Genomic DNA, 15,830 nt, shown 5'->3' on the forward strand with positions numbered 1-15,830 from the left:
CCGGCCCGAACCGTCTCCGGGCGCTCCTCGAACCGGGACGAGAACCGATCAGAACGGCAGGAGCGATCGGACCTGCTGGACGACGCCGCCGGAGTGTCGTCGCCGGTACTCCTCGAAGGGTTCGTGCAGGGCGTTCAGCAGTTCCTGGCGGGATCGAAACTCCTCGGTGTCGACCTCCGCGAGCATTTCGCCCAGGGCGACGTCGTTGCCGTGGACGTCGTAGGGGATGCGTTCGTGACCGAGTTCCGCCGCGACGTCGTCTTTCGTCGCCGGGAACGTGAGATCAGCGTCTTTGAGTCGAACGTCGACGGCGGCGATACCGAACTCGACGCTCTCGGGTTCGTCGTCGTCTCCACTCGATGGTGGCCGGACTCCCATACGTATCGCTAGTCAGGGAGGTATAAAAACCGCTACGGAGACGATCCGTCGGCCCGACGCTCGTGGACCGTGCCGACACGCCTTTGACCTCGGCGACGGAGTATCGAGTATGACCGAATACACGACGGTGTCGATCCCGAAGGAACTCGCCGATCGGGTCGACGAGACGATCGAGGGGACGAGTTTCCAGAGCACGAGCGACCTCGTTCGGTTTCTCCTGCGCAGTATCGTCATCCAGCACCAGAAAGAGGGGAAGCTGACGGAAGCCGAGTTCGAGGAGATCGCCGAACAACTCCAGGGACTCGGCTATCTCGACTGATACGGATCGCTGTACCGATGTACCGGCGCGACCGCGATCCGGGCGGCGGTTGCGCCGGAAATGACTTACAGTAAACCGTGTGAGGACCGCACGCGTTGACGTCCACCGATCGCCGGCCGCGGACCTTCGCGACGGCCGGGACGCCCGCTCGCCGTCGGCCGGACGCTTTTGGGCGTCGAGCGATCTAGCACCGAACGGAGGTCGAGAACCATGCCACACGTGCCGAACTTCCCGACCCCCGCGGACGATTCCGAGGACGATCGCGACGACTCGAACCGGAGCCTCATCGATCGGATCATCGGAAGCGGAGACGGGCCGATACCGACCGGTGGCTGATACGGGCTGCTGTACCGAGGTCCCGGCACACCCGCGACCCACCTTGCGGGTGTGCTGGAACCGACGGACAGCAGCCCCCGCGAGGCTGGCGGTCGCCCGTCAAACCGGTCGCTCACGGCCTCGGTTTTTCGAGGGCGACGGTATCACCGTCCCGTCTTCCACTCGACGTCCGACAGCGACTTGTCCGGCGCCGTGGCCTCGATGACCTCGAGGGGCTGTCGGTCGCCGGATCGATCGAACGCGGCGAACGATCGGTCGCCGATCTCCCAGGGCGGGACGGCGACGAAGATCACTTCCGCGAGGTCGTCCCGTTTCGTCACCTCGAGTTCCCGGAGCGGGTGGGAGACGAACTGTCCCTGGGCCTGTCGGGCGGGCGTCGTGAGGTCGACGCCGAAGACGGCGTTGACGGAATTGTCGGGATCGGGCAGGTAGAAGTCGGTAAACACCGGCGTCTCGGCCGGGATCGCTGCGGCGTCCTCGCCCTCGAGTTCGCCGGCGGGCGTTACGGAGACGCCGGTCGTCACCCGATCGGGATCGGCGTCGCTGGCCAGGTCGAGCAACACGTCGACGAGGGCCCGCGTGACGTAGACCACGATGGATCTCACGGGCGGCGTGCAGTTAGATGTATCCCTGACCCGGCGAACCGGACGTTTCCACACTCGCCGATCGGCGCGGGGCATTCGTCGCGGCTATTGGGAATTCGTCGCGGCTACCGCGAGTGTGTACCCGCCCGGGCGTTTGCGAGCGGACGCGTCCGGCTACTGCGAGCGCGCTCCGGATACGGCGGACGAGCGCTAAAACGGCAGCACGTCCAATCCGACCTCGGCGTAGAGCCGGGGCGTCCGTTTCCGGGAACCGCTGAGGGCGTCCGCGAGCGCGGCCGCCGCGTCGTCCATCACACCGGCCCCGTGGGCGACGAGCACCCGTTCGGGACTGAGGTCGCCCAGCGCGTCCCGCGGGGGGACGAGCCGTCGCATCGGATGGACGCCGAGTCGTTCGCCGCCGGCGCGGAAGTAGTCGGCCGTGCCGACGGACTCGGGGACGACGAGCGTCCCGTCGTCCGGGTTGTAGAGCGCCACTTCCTGCCAGAATCGGTTGTCGACGACCGTCCGGGCCTCGAGGCCGGTATCCGCGAGTTCGCGGCCGAAGCGAACGATCGGCGCGTCGAGGTCCTCGGCGACGCCGTCGAAGAAGTCCGGCAGGTAGACGTGGACGCCGTACCGGTCGGCGATCGCGGCGGCGTCGCGCCTGTGCCGATCGAGCATGACGACGACGCCGGCGACGTCGCCGAACTCGGCGAAGAGGTCGTCGAGACCCTCGGCGTCGACGGGATCGAGGACCCAGACCTCGCCGTCGATCTCGAGGGCGTGACTCGCCCGTTGCATCCGCTCGTCCGGATGGGCCATCCAGCCCACGCCGCCGTCGAACCGATCGATCTCCCTGAAGTCGGTCGCGCGCTCGTCGACGCGGAAACTCATACCACACCGTAGGAGCGTCACGTGCATAAACGCGGGAGAACCGGTCGATTTCGCGCCGGTACACGCCCGGGAACCGATTCGGAGTTTGTCCGTCCCGCCCGGCGACGCTTCTTTGCTCCCGGGCGGAGTACGACCGGGTATGCTGGGTCGGCTGACGTGGCTCGCACTCGAGGTCAAGTACCTCGATCGGGCACGCACGTTCTACGAGGAGCGGCTGGGACTGACCGTTCGCGAGGAGCGCGACGGGGAACTCGCGCTCGGGGCCGGAGCGACCGACCTCGTGCTCCGCCGTCCCGAGGGGTACCCGCGCGGGGGGCTCCACACGCACTTCGCGTTCTCGATCCCCGAAGCCGAGTACAACGACTGGTGGGATCGCCTGAGCGAGGACTACGACCTCGAGGAAGCCCGGTTCGGCCCGGCCCGATCGCTGTACCTGTACGATCCCGACGGGAACTGCGTCGAACTCGGTCAGCAGGACGTCGCGGGGCCGGGCATCGACGGCATCTTCGAGGTCGTCCTCGAGGTCGAGGATCTCGATCGAGCCCGCTCCTTCTACGAGGACCTCGGGTTCGAGCCCGTCGACGAAGGTGCGGACCGCAAGCGCGTCCGGCTACAGGGTCCGATGGCGCTCGAACTCTGGGAGCCACACCTCGGGATCGCGGACGCTCGCGGCGGCGTCCACGTCGACCTGGGGTTCGAGACGGACGACCCTGGCGCGGCGCTCGACGCGGTGCGCGATCGGGTGCGCTCGATCGATCGAGAGGGCGAGGAGGCCGTCGTGGTTCGCGATTCGGACGGGCACGTCCTGACGTTCCGATCCGAATGATCGATCGGCCGCCGCTCAGCGCCGCCAGACGGTGTGGTTTCGCAGCGAGAGCACCAGTTCGTCGTCCACCGTCGCGGTTCGGCGCGCGGTGACGACGCCGCGTTCGTCGTTTGTCTCCGAGACCCGCTTGTCCTCGATTTCGAGCGTCACGTGGAGGGTGTCGCCCGGCCGAACCGGGGCGGGGAACCGGAGCTCTTCCATCCGACCCGCGGCGATCAGGCCCGAGTCGCCGTAGAAGTGATCGACGACGGGTGGCTGGGTGAGTCCGAAGGTGTGGATGCCGCTCGCGATCAGTCCGCCGAACGGCGACGCGGCGGCGGCTTCCGCGTCGACGTGGATCGCCAGCGGGTCGTACTCCGCGGCGAACGACGTGATTTCCTCTCGCGTGACCGCGTTCGTTCCGCAATCGATCGTCTCGCCGACGGTCACGTCGTCGAACGTGCGGTGACTCATTGCGCGGAGACTGGGGGATACCGGCGAGTGACATCCTACTCGCCGTAAACGGAGAGGGATCGATGATCCCTCAGGCAGTCGGGCAACGCCCGACGACGGCGAGGCTTCCCACGCATGAGGAATACCGGACTTGCCGGTAAGGTTCTAAGACTCATAGTCTCCAAGCGTCATTTGCGTAGGTGCGCTCGGCTTGGGTGGTCTTGCGGCGGTGTCACAACCGCACCCATCCCGAGGCGAGTCATTGCGTTCCGGTTTCCAAGGAACGCTCTCTCCCCACGGGTCGACCCGTTTAGCGATGCTTGCTGCTGCACTGATATCCGCCTGAACCGTCGAGACGTGACACTTGTCGTTCGTGCACCGGAGTTCTGCTTGCGTACTTCGTTTCCCGATGTGTCCGCATTCGTGGCATGTCTGGCTCGTGTAGGCTGGATTCACGTATTCGACCGGAATGCCCGCGTCTCTCGCTTTGTCCTCAACACGACCCTGAAGCCGTGCAAAGGCCCATGCGTGGAGACGCCGATTCATGTACTTGCCGTAATCTAAGTTCTCACGGATGTACGTCAAGTCCTCCATCACGATCACCGGGTTCTCGAAGGTGTCCGCGTGTTCAACGACTTCGTAGCTGGCCTTCTCGAGGATATCCGTGAGCGCGTTCTGGTAGTAGTCGAACCGTTCGTCAATACGCCATTCAGCATCGCGTCCCTGTAGTCGCTGGAGCGTGGTCGACATTTCCTTTCGGAGGTGTTTCGCACGCTTGCCACTCCAGAGAACGGGTCTTGTCGGTGTACCGCGCTTAAGGCCACAGGCCGTAATCAGCGCAGTCTCACCGATATCAAGCCCGACTGGTGTGGTGTCACCGTCTGCCGTCGGTTCTTCAATCGGGTACTCGACGGAGACGTGGAGAACCCAATTTTTTCGGTGGCGTTGAAGCCGCATCTGTCCGGCCTTCGCATCCTCGCTGAGAAGATGGTGCCAGAGGTCTTCTTGCTCGGGGTTGATTCGAAGCGGAATCCAGAAGTTCGTACCACGCCCCGGTCGCGGTGCCCACCACGTGAACTCATACTCACGTTCGCTCGAGTGGTCGAACTTCGCAGCTTGGTTCGTGAGTCGGAGTGGCTGTTCGTCGTCGATCTCACGGGCGTTGTACGTCTTTCGGAGCTTCGGGACGTAGTTGCAGAGAGCGGCCTTCGCTTGATACGGGAGGTCGTAGGGCGTCACAACGTCACTGACGCCGTTCATCGTGTCTGCTCCACTCTCGAAAGCGTCGTCTAACGCTTCGCGGTACGTCCCGAGTGTATCCTGTAGCTTCTCCTCTTTGTGGGTTGTCGGCGGAGCAAGGGTCGCTTGGAGCGTCTTAGTTGCTGTGGCCGACATCACTGACCCTCCACGTAGTCCATGAGAACGTCGATACTCACTTACCCGGTGCTGGTGAGGAAGTATCCCGGTTGCCAGAACGAATCTTCGAGCGTCTGTTTCACTTCGGGGTACTCGCTCCGAACCTTCCGTGACGTGACACCCTTGAGCGAGTTGATGAACTTCGTCATGTCGGTGGTCGGTTTCGCGGTGAACAGGATGTGGAGTGGTCGGCCCCACCGTTCACGTTCTGAATCTCGACTCTGAAGTCTTCCGAGAGTTCGTTCGCAATCTCACCGATACGTTCTGCGATTTCTTTGGTGAGAATGGCCGCACGGTACTTCGTGTCGGTTACAAAGTGATATTGGAGTGCGTAGACCGTGTGCGACCCGGTTTGAAGGTTGTGCTTCATTTCCCTAAATGTATTCTATCTATCTAATTGTATTAAATGCTGTGGCGTTAGGTATTCAGTGTGCTGTGGCTCGTGGTTTGTGTAGTCGACCGACGTGATTCACGCCCGCCGTAAACGGCGGGATTCTCTCACTGTATGAAGATAGCGCGCCGCCGATCGTCGCGTGGGAGTCGTCGACGTCGCGCTAGAGCCGTTCGGTGCTCACGTCGACGCCCGGCGGGGTCACGATCAGGAACCCGCGGAAGTGGACGAGGTTGCCGCCCGATTCTTTGACGTCGCGGGCGAACCCCGAAGCCAGTTCGTTGACGTCGCCATCGACGCAGAGGACGAGGACGTTGCCGTTCGAGATCGTCTCGAGCCACTCTTCGGCCGGCGTCGATCCGTCGAGGACGCCGAGGACGAGCTCGCCCTCGAGCTCGAGTTCCTCGTCGATGTGTTCCTCGACGGCCCGCAGGTCGAGGTCGAAATCGCTCATGTGGGTCCGGTCGAACCACGACGAGAAAAACGTTCGCCTCCGACCGTTCGCCTTCGCGCGGCGTATGCGCCGTGTGCCCGCTCACTCGCGGAGCCTGCGAGTGTTCCCTGGCCGTTAGGTGTACGACGGGGTCAGTCCATGGGAAACTCCTTCTGGAACCCCCGGAACTCGGTCCGGTGGGCCTCCTCGTCGGTGAGGATCGTCACCGCCACGTCCTCCGTGACGGGGTCGTTCGCGTCGTCGGCGGCGTCGATCAGCGATCGGTAGGTCTCGATCGCGTCCTCCTCGGCCTCGAGCACGCCCTCGATGACCGACTGGACGTCGGTGGTGTCTTCGGGGGGCTGGAGGCTCTGCTGGTTAGCCTCGAACCCCTCAGATCCCGGCGGCGACTCGTCGAGTTGCTTCAGTCGCTCGCCGAGCATCCGCGCGTGGTCGAGTTCCTCCTGGATGTCCTCTTCCAGGCTCTCCTTGACCTCCTCCGCGTGGATACCGTCCAGCACGATCGCGTTCGAGAGGTAGTTCATCACGGTCTCGAGTTCGTCGACGTAGGCCCCCGTCAGGAGGTCCGTAATCTCGTCTGTCGTCATTGCCAGCGCGTCTACCACGGCCGAAGGTAAAGTTCTCACACGGACCGACCCGCGAGACGTGGCGTACACTCATTGCCGTCCCGACCCAAGAGCAGCGCATGCGCGACCTCGACGACACCGACCTCGAGATCCTCCGGTTGCTCACCGAGGACGCTCGCCGGCCCTACAGCGAAATCGCCGACCACGTCGACCTGACGCCGCCGGCGGTCTCCGATCGGATCGCCCGCCTCGAAGACCAGGGGATCATCCGGGGGTTTACCGTCGACATCGATCGGGCGAAGCTCCGGCGGGACGTGGCGGTCCTGGCCGAACTGGACGCGAACCCGGGCGCCGTCGACGACGTCTACGCGGCGGCCGCCGACCTCGACGGCGTCGACCACGTCTTCGAGGGGATGGACGGGCGCGTGATCGTTCACGCGACGTTGCCCGACGCCAACGTCCGATCGTGGCTCGAATCGGGACTCGACTTCGAGACCCTGTCCGGGTACGACGTCACGCTGCTGGCTCGATCGGACCGACTCACCGGCGTCTCGGCAACCGATTTCTCGCTCGAGTGTGTCGTCTGTGGCCAGCAGGTGACCGACGGCGGCGTGACGGCGACCGTCGACGGCGAGATCAAGACGTTCTGCTGTCCCTCCTGCGAGGACCGGTACCTGACGGAGTACGAATCCCACCGGGAGGCCCTGGAGTAGCCGGCCAGTCGCGCCGGGCCGGTGCCGGGGAGGGACCGATCCGGCGCCGAATCACTGTCGAGGAAGGTCCGATCCGGCGTCGAACCGGACGACTATCGAACGGACTCGATCACCGCCGGTGTCACCGCCAGGACGGCGGATTCTATGTGAACGAATGGTCACTGCCTGCCGCGATATCGGGGCGGTTTCGAACATCGGGCGTATCAGGCCCCGTCTGGATGCCCGAACGTCCACCCGGGGAGCGCGCGCGAGCGATCGATCGATTCGTTCACGCCGATCGCGGTCGATAGTATCGCAATCGACTCGGTCTGGAGTGCGTTCTCGGCACCTGCCTCTAGTCTCGTAATAGGGTATTGGTTCTGTATTAGGGCGTTGATGTCTTGCGGTTTTCGATCCCGTTCGCAACCGTATGCCACGAACCCACACATATCGGTGACTCGATCAGCGGTAGTTTTATATATCCCATCGGCCGTCGGGTCCTGATACAATGTCTTCACACGACAACCCGTCCTCTGACACCAGTCAGGGGGGTCGAGTTCTTCCAGGGCACGTTAGATTCCACTGACGAAATTGAGTCAGCACGTGTCTTCGATACCACCCTCCGGGATGGTGAACAGTCGCCCGGAACTTCGTTCTCGTACGACGACAAACGGCAGATCGCCTCGATCTTAGACGACATGGGAACCCACGTCATCGAAGCCGGGTTCCCCGTCAACTCCGACGCGGAGTTCGAGGCCGTTCGTGACATCGCTTCCTCGACGTCGACGACCACCTGCGGGTTAGCCCGCGTCGTCGACAAGGACATCGACGCGGCACTCGACTCGGGTGTCGAGATGGTGCACACGTTCGTGTCCACCAGCGACGTCCAGATCGAGGATTCGATGCACGCCACGCGAGACGAGGTCGTACAGCGCGCAGTCGAATCGGTCGAACGCGTCGTCGAGACGGGAACGACCTGTATGTTCTCGCCGATGGACGCGACGCGAACCGACGAGGGGTTCCTGATCGACGTCATCGAGGCGGTCACCGAGGCGGGCGTCGACTGGATCAACATTCCCGATACGTGTGGTGTCGCCACGCCGACGCGGTTCAAGGCCATGATCGAGAAGGTCCGGGCCCACACGGACGCACGGATCGACGTCCACACCCACGACGACTTCGGACTGGCCACCGCGAACGCGCTGGCCGGCATCGAAGCGGGGGCGGATCAGGCGCAGGTCTCGGTCAACTCGATCGGCGAACGGGCTGGCAACGCCGCCTACGAGGAGTTCGTGATGGCCGTCGAGTCGCTCTACCAGACCGACACGGGGATCGACACGACGCGGATCACCGAACTCTCGAACGTCGTCGAGGAGAAAAGCGGCATGGAGACGCCGGGCAACAAACCCGTCGTCGGCGCCAACGCCTTCTCTCACGAGAGCGGGATCCATGCCGCCGGCGTCATCGAGAACTCCGACACCTTCGAGCCCGGCGTGATGACCCCCGAGATGGTCGGCGCCGAGCGCCGACTGGTTATGGGGAAACACACCGGCACCCACTCGGTCCGTGAACGCCTGCGCGAACTGGGCTTTTCGCCCACCGAGGAGCAGGTACGCGCGGTCACCCGCCGGGTCAAAGACTACGGCGCGGAGAAGCGCCAGATCACGGTCGACGATCTGGAACGCTTCGCCGAGGAAGCCGACGTCGAACGGCAGGGAGAGCAGGAGGAGGTGCGCGTCTAACCGATGCCCTCCCCGTTTGCTACCGGTCGCGAGCACCGGCTATCGCACGCGAGCGGATCGCGCCCGACTCGCAACAGTTATGACCATCGAGTCACGTACGTGGACAATAATGAGGTTCCGCGCGTCAACGTCGACTCGTACGGTCGACAGCAGCGCGCTCGCTCTTATTCGTATTGTAGGGGCGTAAGCGCCCCTCATCACACTCGCCACCGATCCGTACTCGCACCGATTCCACAGCGACCAGCAATCCACCAGATGACTCCATACCGTACACCCGGATCCACGACTCGCCCACCGACGGCGGGAGATACTCGATGAGCGAACGCGCAGCATCGATCACGCCGACCGAGGAACAGGACGACGAACAGCGCGCCGACGCCGAAATCACGGACGGCGCGACGCCGGAGACGGATGACGTCGCCGAGTCGGAGACGACGATCGACCCCGTAACGAACGGGGCCGAGGCCGTCGTCCGCGCGCTCGAGAACGCGGGCGTCGAGTACGCCTTCGGCGTCCAGGGCGGGGCGATCATGCCCGTCTACGACGCGCTCTACGACTCCGACATCACGCACGTGACGATGGCCCACGAGCAGGGCGCGGCCCACGCGGCCGACGCCTACGGCATCGTCTCCGGCGAGCCTGGTCTCTGTCTCGCCACGTCGGGCCCGGGCGCGACCAACCTCGTCACGGGCATCGCGGACGCCGACATGGACTCGGACCCGATGGTCGCCCTGACGGGCCAGGTCCCGACGGAGTTCGTCGGCAACGACGCCTTCCAGGAGACCGACACCACCGGCGTCACGACCCCGATCACGAAGGACAACACCTTCGCGGCCGACCCCGATCGGGTCGGGAGCGACGTCAGCGAGGCGTTCGCCCTCGCCCGCGAGGGCCGACCGGGGCCGACCCTGGTCGACCTGCCGAAAGACGTCACCACGTCCGAGACCGATCGCGAACCCGACCAGCCCCAGGTGCCCGAGACCTACGAGGTTCAGGAGCGCGCCGACGAGGATATCGTCGCCGCCGCGGCCGAGCGGATCGAGAACTCGAGTCGCCCGGTCATGCTGCTGGGCGGGGGCGTCATCAAGGGCGAGGCCAGCGAGGCCTGCCGCGAGTTCGCGATCGAACACGAGATCCCGGTCATCACCACGATGCCCGGCCTCGGCGCGTTCCCCGAGGATCACGAACTCTCCCTCGAGATGGCGGGGATGCACGGCACGGGTTACGCCAACATGGCGATCACCCACTGTGACACGCTGATCGGGATCGGGACCCGGTTCGACGACCGACTGACGGGTGGGATCGAGACCTTCGCGCCCGACGCGGAGCTGATCCACGTCGACATCGACCCCGCGGAGATCTCGAAGAACATCCACGCGGACTACCCGCTGGTCGGCGACGCCGAAACCGTCGTCGAGCAACTGGCCGCGGCGGTCGACTCGTCGCCGGAAGCGAAGAAGTGGCGCGCCCAGTGCCAGCAGTGGAAGTCCGACTACTCGATGGCCTACGAGGCCCCCGAGGACGAGCCGGTCCAGCCGGAGTTCGTCGTCGAAGCCTTAGACGAGGCCACGAGCGACAGCGCGATCGTCACCACCGGCGTCGGCCAACACCAGATGTGGGCCTGCCAGTACTGGACCTTCACCGAACCCCGGACGTGGGTCTCGAGCCACGGACTCGGGACGATGGGGTACGGACTGCCCGCCGCGATCGGGGCCCGTCTCGCGGCCGACGACGACCAGGAGGTCGTCTGCGTCGACGGCGACGGCTCCTTCCTGATGACGTTGCAGGGCCTGTCAGTGGCCGTCCGCGAGAACCTGGACATCACGGTCGCCGTGCTCAACAACGAGTACATCGGCATGGTCCGGCAGTGGCAGGACGCCTTCTTCGAGGGCCGCCACGCCGCGTCGGACTACAACTGGATGCCAGAGTTCGACAAGCTCGCCGAAGCCTTCGGCGCCTGTGGGTTCCGAATCGACGACTACGACGACGTCGCCGAGACGATCGAGGCGGCGATCGCCTACGACGGGCCGTCGGTGATCGACGTCCACATCGATCCGCAGGCGAACGTCTACCCGATGGTGCCGAGCGGCGGCGACAACGGTCAGTTCGCACTGACGGAGGATCAGCTATGAAGCGCGGACTCGACGGCCCGGCCCCGGAGGAGCGACCGACGCCCGCGGGTCGGCGCAACAAGCAGGGGATCCGCATCGACCCCGAGGTCGAGGCGACCCACGAGCCGCGACGGACCGTGATCTCGGCGCTCGTCAAACACGAACCCGGCGTGCTCTCGGACGTCTCGGGGCTGTTCTCGAGGCGGCAGTTCAACATCGAGAGCCTCACCGTCGGGCCGACCGAGGACGACGATCGGGCCCGGATCACGCTGGTGGTCGAGGAACCCGACCCCGGCATCGACCAGATCAAAAAACAGCTTCGCAAGCTCGTCCCGGTCATCTCCGTGCGCGAACTCGCGCCCGACGCGATGCGCCGGGAACTGGCGCTCGTGAAGGTCGACGCCGAGAACCCGGCCCAGGTCAACGCCGTCGCGGACATGTACGACGCAAACACCGTCGACTCGAGTCCCGAGACGGCGACCTTCGAGATCACCGGGGCCCGCCAGAAGATCGAGGCCGCGATCGAGACCTTCAGCCAGTTCGGGATCCGCGAAATCTCCCGGACCGGGACGACGGCACTCGCCCGCGGCACCGACGATACCGCAGCCCCCGTGAGCGCGACCGAATCGGCCGCCGAGACGGCGAACCAGCAGGACCAAACCTACACAGCAGACGATGACTGACGAATTCACTACCGACATTTACTACGACGACGACGCAGACGTATCGACGCTCGACGACGACACCGTGGCCGTTCTCGGCTACGGCAGCCAGGGCCACGCTCACGCGCTGAACCTCCACGAAAGCGGGGTCGACGTGGTCGTCGGTCTGCGCGAACGCTCTTCGTCGCGATCGGCAGCCGAAGCCGACGGCCTGACGGTCGAGACGCCGGCGGAGGCGGTCGCGCAGGCGAACTACGTTTCGGTGCTCGTGCCCGACACCGTTCAGGCGGACGTCTACGAGAACGCGATCGAACCGAACCTCGAGGCCGGCGACACGTTGCAGTTCGCCCACGGGCTGAACATCCACTACAACCAGATCCAGCCGCCCGAGGGCGTCGACGTGACAATGGTCGCCCCGAAGAGCCCGGGCCACCTCGTTCGCCGTAACTACGAGAACGACGAGGGCACGCCCGGCCTGCTGGCGATCTACCAGGACACGACGGGCGACGCGCAGGAACGCGCGCTCGCGTACGCGAAGGCGATCGGCTGTACCCGCGCGGGCGTCATCGAAACGACGTTCCAGGAGGAGGTCGAATCCGACCTCTTCGGCGAGCAGGCCGTCCTCTGTGGCGGCGTCACGGCGCTGGTCAAGCACGGCTACGAGACGCTGGTCGACGCGGGCTACTCGCCCGAGATCGCCTACTTCGAGTGCCTGAACGAGCTCAAACTCATCGTCGATCTGATGTACGAAGGCGGGAACATGGAGATGTGGAACTCCGTCTCCGACACCGCCGAGTACGGGGGGCTCACCCGCGGCGATCGGATCGTCGACGAGACGGTACGCGAGAACATGGAGGAGGTCCTCGAGGAGGTCCAGAACGGGGAGTTCGCCCGCGAGTGGATCCTCGAGAACCAGGCCGGTCGCCCGAGCTACACCCAGCTTCGCCAGGCCGAGCAGAACCACGATATCGAGGACGTCGGCGGGCGACTGCGCGACCTGTTCGCGTGGGCCGACGAGGAAGCGACCGAATCCGCCGAGGAAGTTCCGGCAGACGACTGACCCCGCGATTGCAGATCCAACCAATGAGCGAACACGAGAGCGACACCACGGACAAGATGGCCGAGGTCAGCCACACCAACCCCTACACCGGGGAGACGGCTGGCCGCCTGTTCAGCCGAGGACCGACCGTCGTCGCGGCCGACGGCGGGCAACCGGCTGCGACGGACCCCGACGGGAGCACAGCCAGCGAATCGACCGAGACGGCGACGGACCGGATGGCGGACGTCGACCACACGCCGCCGAAGGACGCCGACGACGCCAATCGCGTCTTCGAACGCGGCCACGAACACGTAGAGGACGCAGAATGAGCGAGGGAACGCTGTACGACAAGGTGTGGGATCGTCACAAGGTGACGACCCTGCCGACCGGTCAGGACCAGCTGTTCGTCGGCCTCCACCTCATCCACGAGGTGACGAGCCCGCAGGCGTTCGGGATGCTCCGCGAGCGCGACCTCGAGGTCGCCTTCCCCGAACTCACCCACGCGACGGTCGACCACATCGTCCCGACGGCCGACCAGTCCCGCCCCTACGAGGAGGACGCGGCCGAGGAGATGATGAGTGAACTCGAGGAAAACGTCCGCGAGGCCGGCATCGACTTCTCGGACCCGACGACCGGCGACCAGGGGATCGTCCACGTCATCGGTCCGGAGCAGGGCCTGACCCAGCCCGGCAAGACGATCGTCTGTGGCGACAGCCACACCTCGACCCACGGCGCGTTCGGCGCGCTCGCGTTCGGGATCGGCACCTCCCAGATCCGGGACGTGCTCGCGACGGGCACCGTCGCGATGGAGAAACAGCAGGTCCGTAAGATCCAGGTCGACGGCGAACTCGGCGAGGGCGTCGAGGCCAAGGACGTCATCCTCGAGATCATCCGCCGACTCGGAACGGAAGGCGGCGTCGGCTACGTCTACGAGTACGCTGGCGAAGCCATCGAGAACCTCGGGATGGAGGGCCGGATGTCGATCTGCAACATGTCGATCGAGGGCGGCGCCCGCGCGGGCTACGTCAACCCCGACGAGACCACCTACGAGTGGCTGAAAGAGACCGACTACTTCCAGGAGAATCCCGACCGCTTCGACGAGTTGAAGCCCTACTGGGAGTCGATCGCCAGCGACGAGGATGCGGAGTACGACGACGTCGTCCACATCGACGCGGACGAACTCGAACCGGTCGTCACCTGGGGCACCACGCCCGGCCAGGGGATCGGCATCACCGAACCGATCCCGGCGCCCGAGGATCTCCCCGCGGAGAAGCAGGACACCGCCCGACGCGCCCAGGAGCACATGCGCGTCGAACCGGGTGACACGATGGAAGGGTACGACATCGACGTGGCCTTCCTCGGTTCCTGTACGAACGCCCGCCTGCCCGACCTGCGACGCGCGGCGGCGATCGTCGAGGGCCGCCAGGTCCACGACGACGTCCGCGCGATGGTCGTCCCCGGCAGTCAGCGCGTCCAGGAGGCAGCCGAGACGGAGGGGCTCAAGGACACCTTCGAGGAGGCCGGCTTCGACTGGCGCAACGCCGGTTGTTCGATGTGTCTGGGCATGAACGACGACCAGCTAGAGGGCGACGAGGCCTCCGCCTCGTCGTCGAACCGGAACTTCGTCGGTCGCCAGGGCTCGAAGGAGGGTCGGACCGTCCTGATGAACCCGCAGATGGTCGCGGCGGCGGCCGTCACCGGCGAAGTCACGGACGTGCGCGACCTGGCCGAGTCGGAGGTGACCGCCGATGTCTGAGGAACTCGAGATTCCGTCTGTCGACGCGGTGTCGGGGACGGGCGTGCCCATCCGGGGCAACGACATCGACACCGACCAGATCATCCCCGCGCGGTTCATGAAGGTCGTCACCTTCGACGGCCTCGGGGAGTTCGCGTTCTTCGACCAGCGGTTCGACGAGAACGACGACCCGAAGGAACACCCGATGAACGAGGAGCGCTTCCAGGATTCCTCGGTCATGGTCGTCAACGCCAACTTCGGCTGTGGCTCCTCGCGCGAGCACGCCCCCCAGGCGCTGATGCGCTGGGGGATCGACGCGGTGATCGGCGAGAGCTTCGCCGAGATCTTCGCGGGCAACTGCCTCGCGCTCGGCATCCCGACCGTCACCGCCGACAGTGAGACGATCGAAGAACTGCAGGACTGGGTCGACGAGAACCCCGACGGCGAGATCGAGATCGACGTCGAGGCCGAAGAAGTGACCTACGGGGGCGAGACGATCGACGTTACCGTCGACGACGCCCAGCGCAAGGCGCTCGTCGAGGGCGTCTGGGACACGACGGCGCTGATGAAGTCCAACGCGGGCGAAGTTGCGAAGTTGGCCCAGGAACTGCCGTACGTCGAGGACCGCGCGATCCCCGACGCGGAGTAACGGGGCGCTCACCGCGGAGACGCGTTTTTCGATCGGTCGTGCGGTCCGCTGTCCCGCGTTCAGGTGTAATCGCGATCGGCCTGCGATTCACTGGAACTGGCTCCCAGGAGCCCGTATCAGGAGAGCTGTGCGGTGACGTCCGTCGAGGAGACCATCCCGACGTACTCGTCGTCCTCGTCGACGACCGGGAGGTGCTTGATCCCGAAGGTGGTCATCATCGCGGCGATCTCCTCGAGGTAGATGTCCCGGGGAACGGTCTCGACTGACTCCGTCATCACGTCGGTCACGGGCACCTCGCCGGGGTCGCGACCGTCGGCGGCGACCGAAACTACGTCCGTGCTGGTGACGATCGACGGCGGGTGGGTCGTCACGACCAGCGCGCTGATTTCCTCGTCGCGCATCCGTCTCGCGGCGTCCTGAACCGTCGCGTCCTTCGATATCGTCTCGAGCGGCGCGGACATTACCTCGTCGACGCGGGTTCGATCGTTCGAACTCATAGGTCGTCCTACGGAGGTCGGCTATTTTGAGGTATGGAATGCCCGGTACGCTGATATTCACGATCGACGACCGGAAACCCGGATCGGGGGATCGACAGCGCGCCGAT

The 15,830-nt window shown here is 65.2% G+C and carries 19 protein-coding genes and 1 pseudogene; 11 read left to right on the plus strand and 9 right to left on the minus strand.

Going from position 1 to position 15,830, the window contains the following annotated elements; all coding sequences use genetic code 11:
- Window positions 1-48: 48 nt before the first annotated feature.
- A complete protein-coding gene (locus tag AC6I6X_RS00825) occupies window positions 49-378 on the minus strand; it encodes a DUF5789 family protein (RefSeq protein ID WP_497928622.1) in 330 nt (109 codons plus the stop codon).
- 109 nt (window positions 379-487) lie between these two features.
- Here AC6I6X_RS00825 and AC6I6X_RS00830 point away from each other — a divergent pair, with 109 nt between their 5' ends.
- Together AC6I6X_RS00830 and AC6I6X_RS00835 are read left to right on the plus strand one after the other, a co-directional pair.
- Window positions 488-697: a ribbon-helix-helix domain-containing protein gene (locus AC6I6X_RS00830; protein WP_497928623.1), complete on the plus strand. Its 210-nt coding sequence runs from the start codon at window positions 488-490 to the stop codon at window positions 695-697.
- A gap of 210 nt (window positions 698-907) precedes the next feature.
- Entirely contained in the window at window positions 908-1,033 is a 126-nt protein-coding gene (locus AC6I6X_RS00835; protein ID WP_497928624.1) for a hypothetical protein, read from the plus strand.
- A 143-nt stretch (window positions 1,034-1,176) separates the two neighbouring features.
- On the opposite strand, the gene AC6I6X_RS00840 is transcribed toward AC6I6X_RS00835, so the two are convergent.
- Together AC6I6X_RS00840 and AC6I6X_RS00845 are read right to left on the minus strand one after the other, a co-directional pair.
- A complete protein-coding gene (locus AC6I6X_RS00840) occupies window positions 1,177-1,626 on the minus strand; it encodes a JAB/MPN domain protein-containing protein (RefSeq protein WP_497928625.1) in 450 nt (149 codons plus the stop codon).
- Window positions 1,627-1,827: 201 nt separating this feature from the next.
- Window positions 1,828-2,511, minus strand: coding sequence for a hypothetical protein (locus tag AC6I6X_RS00845; protein ID WP_497928626.1), 684 nt, complete (start codon window positions 2,509-2,511; stop codon window positions 1,828-1,830).
- 139 nt (window positions 2,512-2,650) lie between these two features.
- Here AC6I6X_RS00845 and AC6I6X_RS00850 point away from each other — a divergent pair, with 139 nt between their 5' ends.
- Window positions 2,651-3,337, plus strand: a complete 687-nt coding sequence (locus tag AC6I6X_RS00850) for a VOC family protein (protein ID WP_497928627.1) — start codon at window positions 2,651-2,653, stop codon at window positions 3,335-3,337.
- Window positions 3,338-3,352: 15 nt separating this feature from the next.
- Here AC6I6X_RS00850 and AC6I6X_RS00855 read toward each other — a convergent pair whose 3' ends face one another.
- The 5 genes and pseudogenes from AC6I6X_RS00855 to AC6I6X_RS00875 form a co-directional block, all read right to left on the minus strand.
- A complete protein-coding gene (locus AC6I6X_RS00855; protein WP_497928628.1) occupies window positions 3,353-3,790 on the minus strand; it encodes a MaoC/PaaZ C-terminal domain-containing protein in 438 nt (145 codons plus the stop codon).
- A 144-nt stretch (window positions 3,791-3,934) separates the two neighbouring features.
- The gene (locus tag AC6I6X_RS00860; RefSeq protein ID WP_497928629.1) at window positions 3,935-5,164 is read right to left on the minus strand and encodes an RNA-guided endonuclease TnpB family protein; all 1,230 of its coding nucleotides are present in this window, start codon (window positions 5,162-5,164) and stop codon (window positions 3,935-3,937) included.
- 41 nt (window positions 5,165-5,205) lie between these two features.
- Window positions 5,206-5,555, minus strand: a pseudogene (gene tnpA / locus AC6I6X_RS00865) (IS200/IS605 family transposase).
- A gap of 184 nt (window positions 5,556-5,739) precedes the next feature.
- Window positions 5,740-6,030 carry a DUF5779 family protein gene (locus tag AC6I6X_RS00870; protein ID WP_497928630.1) on the minus strand — a complete coding sequence of 97 codons (291 nt, stop codon included), beginning with the start codon at window positions 6,028-6,030 and terminating at the stop codon, window positions 5,740-5,742.
- A gap of 131 nt (window positions 6,031-6,161) precedes the next feature.
- A complete protein-coding gene (locus AC6I6X_RS00875; RefSeq protein ID WP_497928631.1) occupies window positions 6,162-6,617 on the minus strand; it encodes a ferritin-like domain-containing protein in 456 nt (151 codons plus the stop codon).
- 98 nt (window positions 6,618-6,715) lie between these two features.
- On the opposite strand from AC6I6X_RS00875, the gene AC6I6X_RS00880 reads away from it, so the two are divergent.
- The 8 genes from AC6I6X_RS00880 (at window position 6,716) to leuD (ending at window position 15,226) form a co-directional block, all read left to right on the plus strand.
- Complete coding sequence (locus AC6I6X_RS00880) at window positions 6,716-7,309, plus strand: winged helix-turn-helix transcriptional regulator (protein ID WP_497928632.1); 594 nt, start codon at window positions 6,716-6,718, stop codon at window positions 7,307-7,309.
- Between the two features lie 464 nt (window positions 7,310-7,773).
- The gene (locus AC6I6X_RS00885) at window positions 7,774-9,030 is read left to right on the plus strand and encodes a LeuA family protein (protein WP_497929628.1); all 1,257 of its coding nucleotides are present in this window, start codon (window positions 7,774-7,776) and stop codon (window positions 9,028-9,030) included.
- A 314-nt stretch (window positions 9,031-9,344) separates the two neighbouring features.
- Window positions 9,345-11,162: a biosynthetic-type acetolactate synthase large subunit gene (gene ilvB / locus AC6I6X_RS00890; protein ID WP_497928633.1), complete on the plus strand. Its 1,818-nt coding sequence runs from the start codon at window positions 9,345-9,347 to the stop codon at window positions 11,160-11,162.
- Entirely contained in the window at window positions 11,159-11,824 is a 666-nt protein-coding gene (ilvN, locus tag AC6I6X_RS00895) for an acetolactate synthase small subunit (RefSeq protein WP_497928634.1), read from the plus strand. Before ilvB ends, ilvN begins: the two co-directional genes overlap by 4 nt.
- Window positions 11,817-12,863 carry a ketol-acid reductoisomerase gene (ilvC, locus tag AC6I6X_RS00900; protein ID WP_497928635.1) on the plus strand — a complete coding sequence of 349 codons (1,047 nt, stop codon included), beginning with the start codon at window positions 11,817-11,819 and terminating at the stop codon, window positions 12,861-12,863. Before ilvN ends, ilvC begins: the two co-directional genes overlap by 8 nt.
- A gap of 23 nt (window positions 12,864-12,886) precedes the next feature.
- Window positions 12,887-13,171, plus strand: a complete 285-nt coding sequence (locus AC6I6X_RS00905) for a DUF7989 family protein (RefSeq protein WP_497928636.1) — start codon at window positions 12,887-12,889, stop codon at window positions 13,169-13,171.
- Window positions 13,168-14,598, plus strand: coding sequence for a 3-isopropylmalate dehydratase large subunit (gene leuC, locus AC6I6X_RS00910; protein ID WP_497928637.1), 1,431 nt, complete (start codon window positions 13,168-13,170; stop codon window positions 14,596-14,598). Before AC6I6X_RS00905 ends, leuC begins: the two co-directional genes overlap by 4 nt.
- A complete protein-coding gene (leuD, locus tag AC6I6X_RS00915) occupies window positions 14,591-15,226 on the plus strand; it encodes a 3-isopropylmalate dehydratase small subunit (RefSeq protein ID WP_497928638.1) in 636 nt (211 codons plus the stop codon). The genes leuC and leuD overlap by 8 nt, the downstream gene beginning before the upstream one ends.
- 116 nt (window positions 15,227-15,342) lie before the next feature.
- On the opposite strand, the gene AC6I6X_RS00920 is transcribed toward leuD, so the two are convergent.
- The gene (locus AC6I6X_RS00920; protein WP_497928639.1) at window positions 15,343-15,723 is read right to left on the minus strand and encodes a CBS domain-containing protein; all 381 of its coding nucleotides are present in this window, start codon (window positions 15,721-15,723) and stop codon (window positions 15,343-15,345) included.
- Window positions 15,724-15,830 lie beyond the last annotated feature (107 nt).

The organism is Halosolutus sp. YCN4, assembly GCF_059736495.1.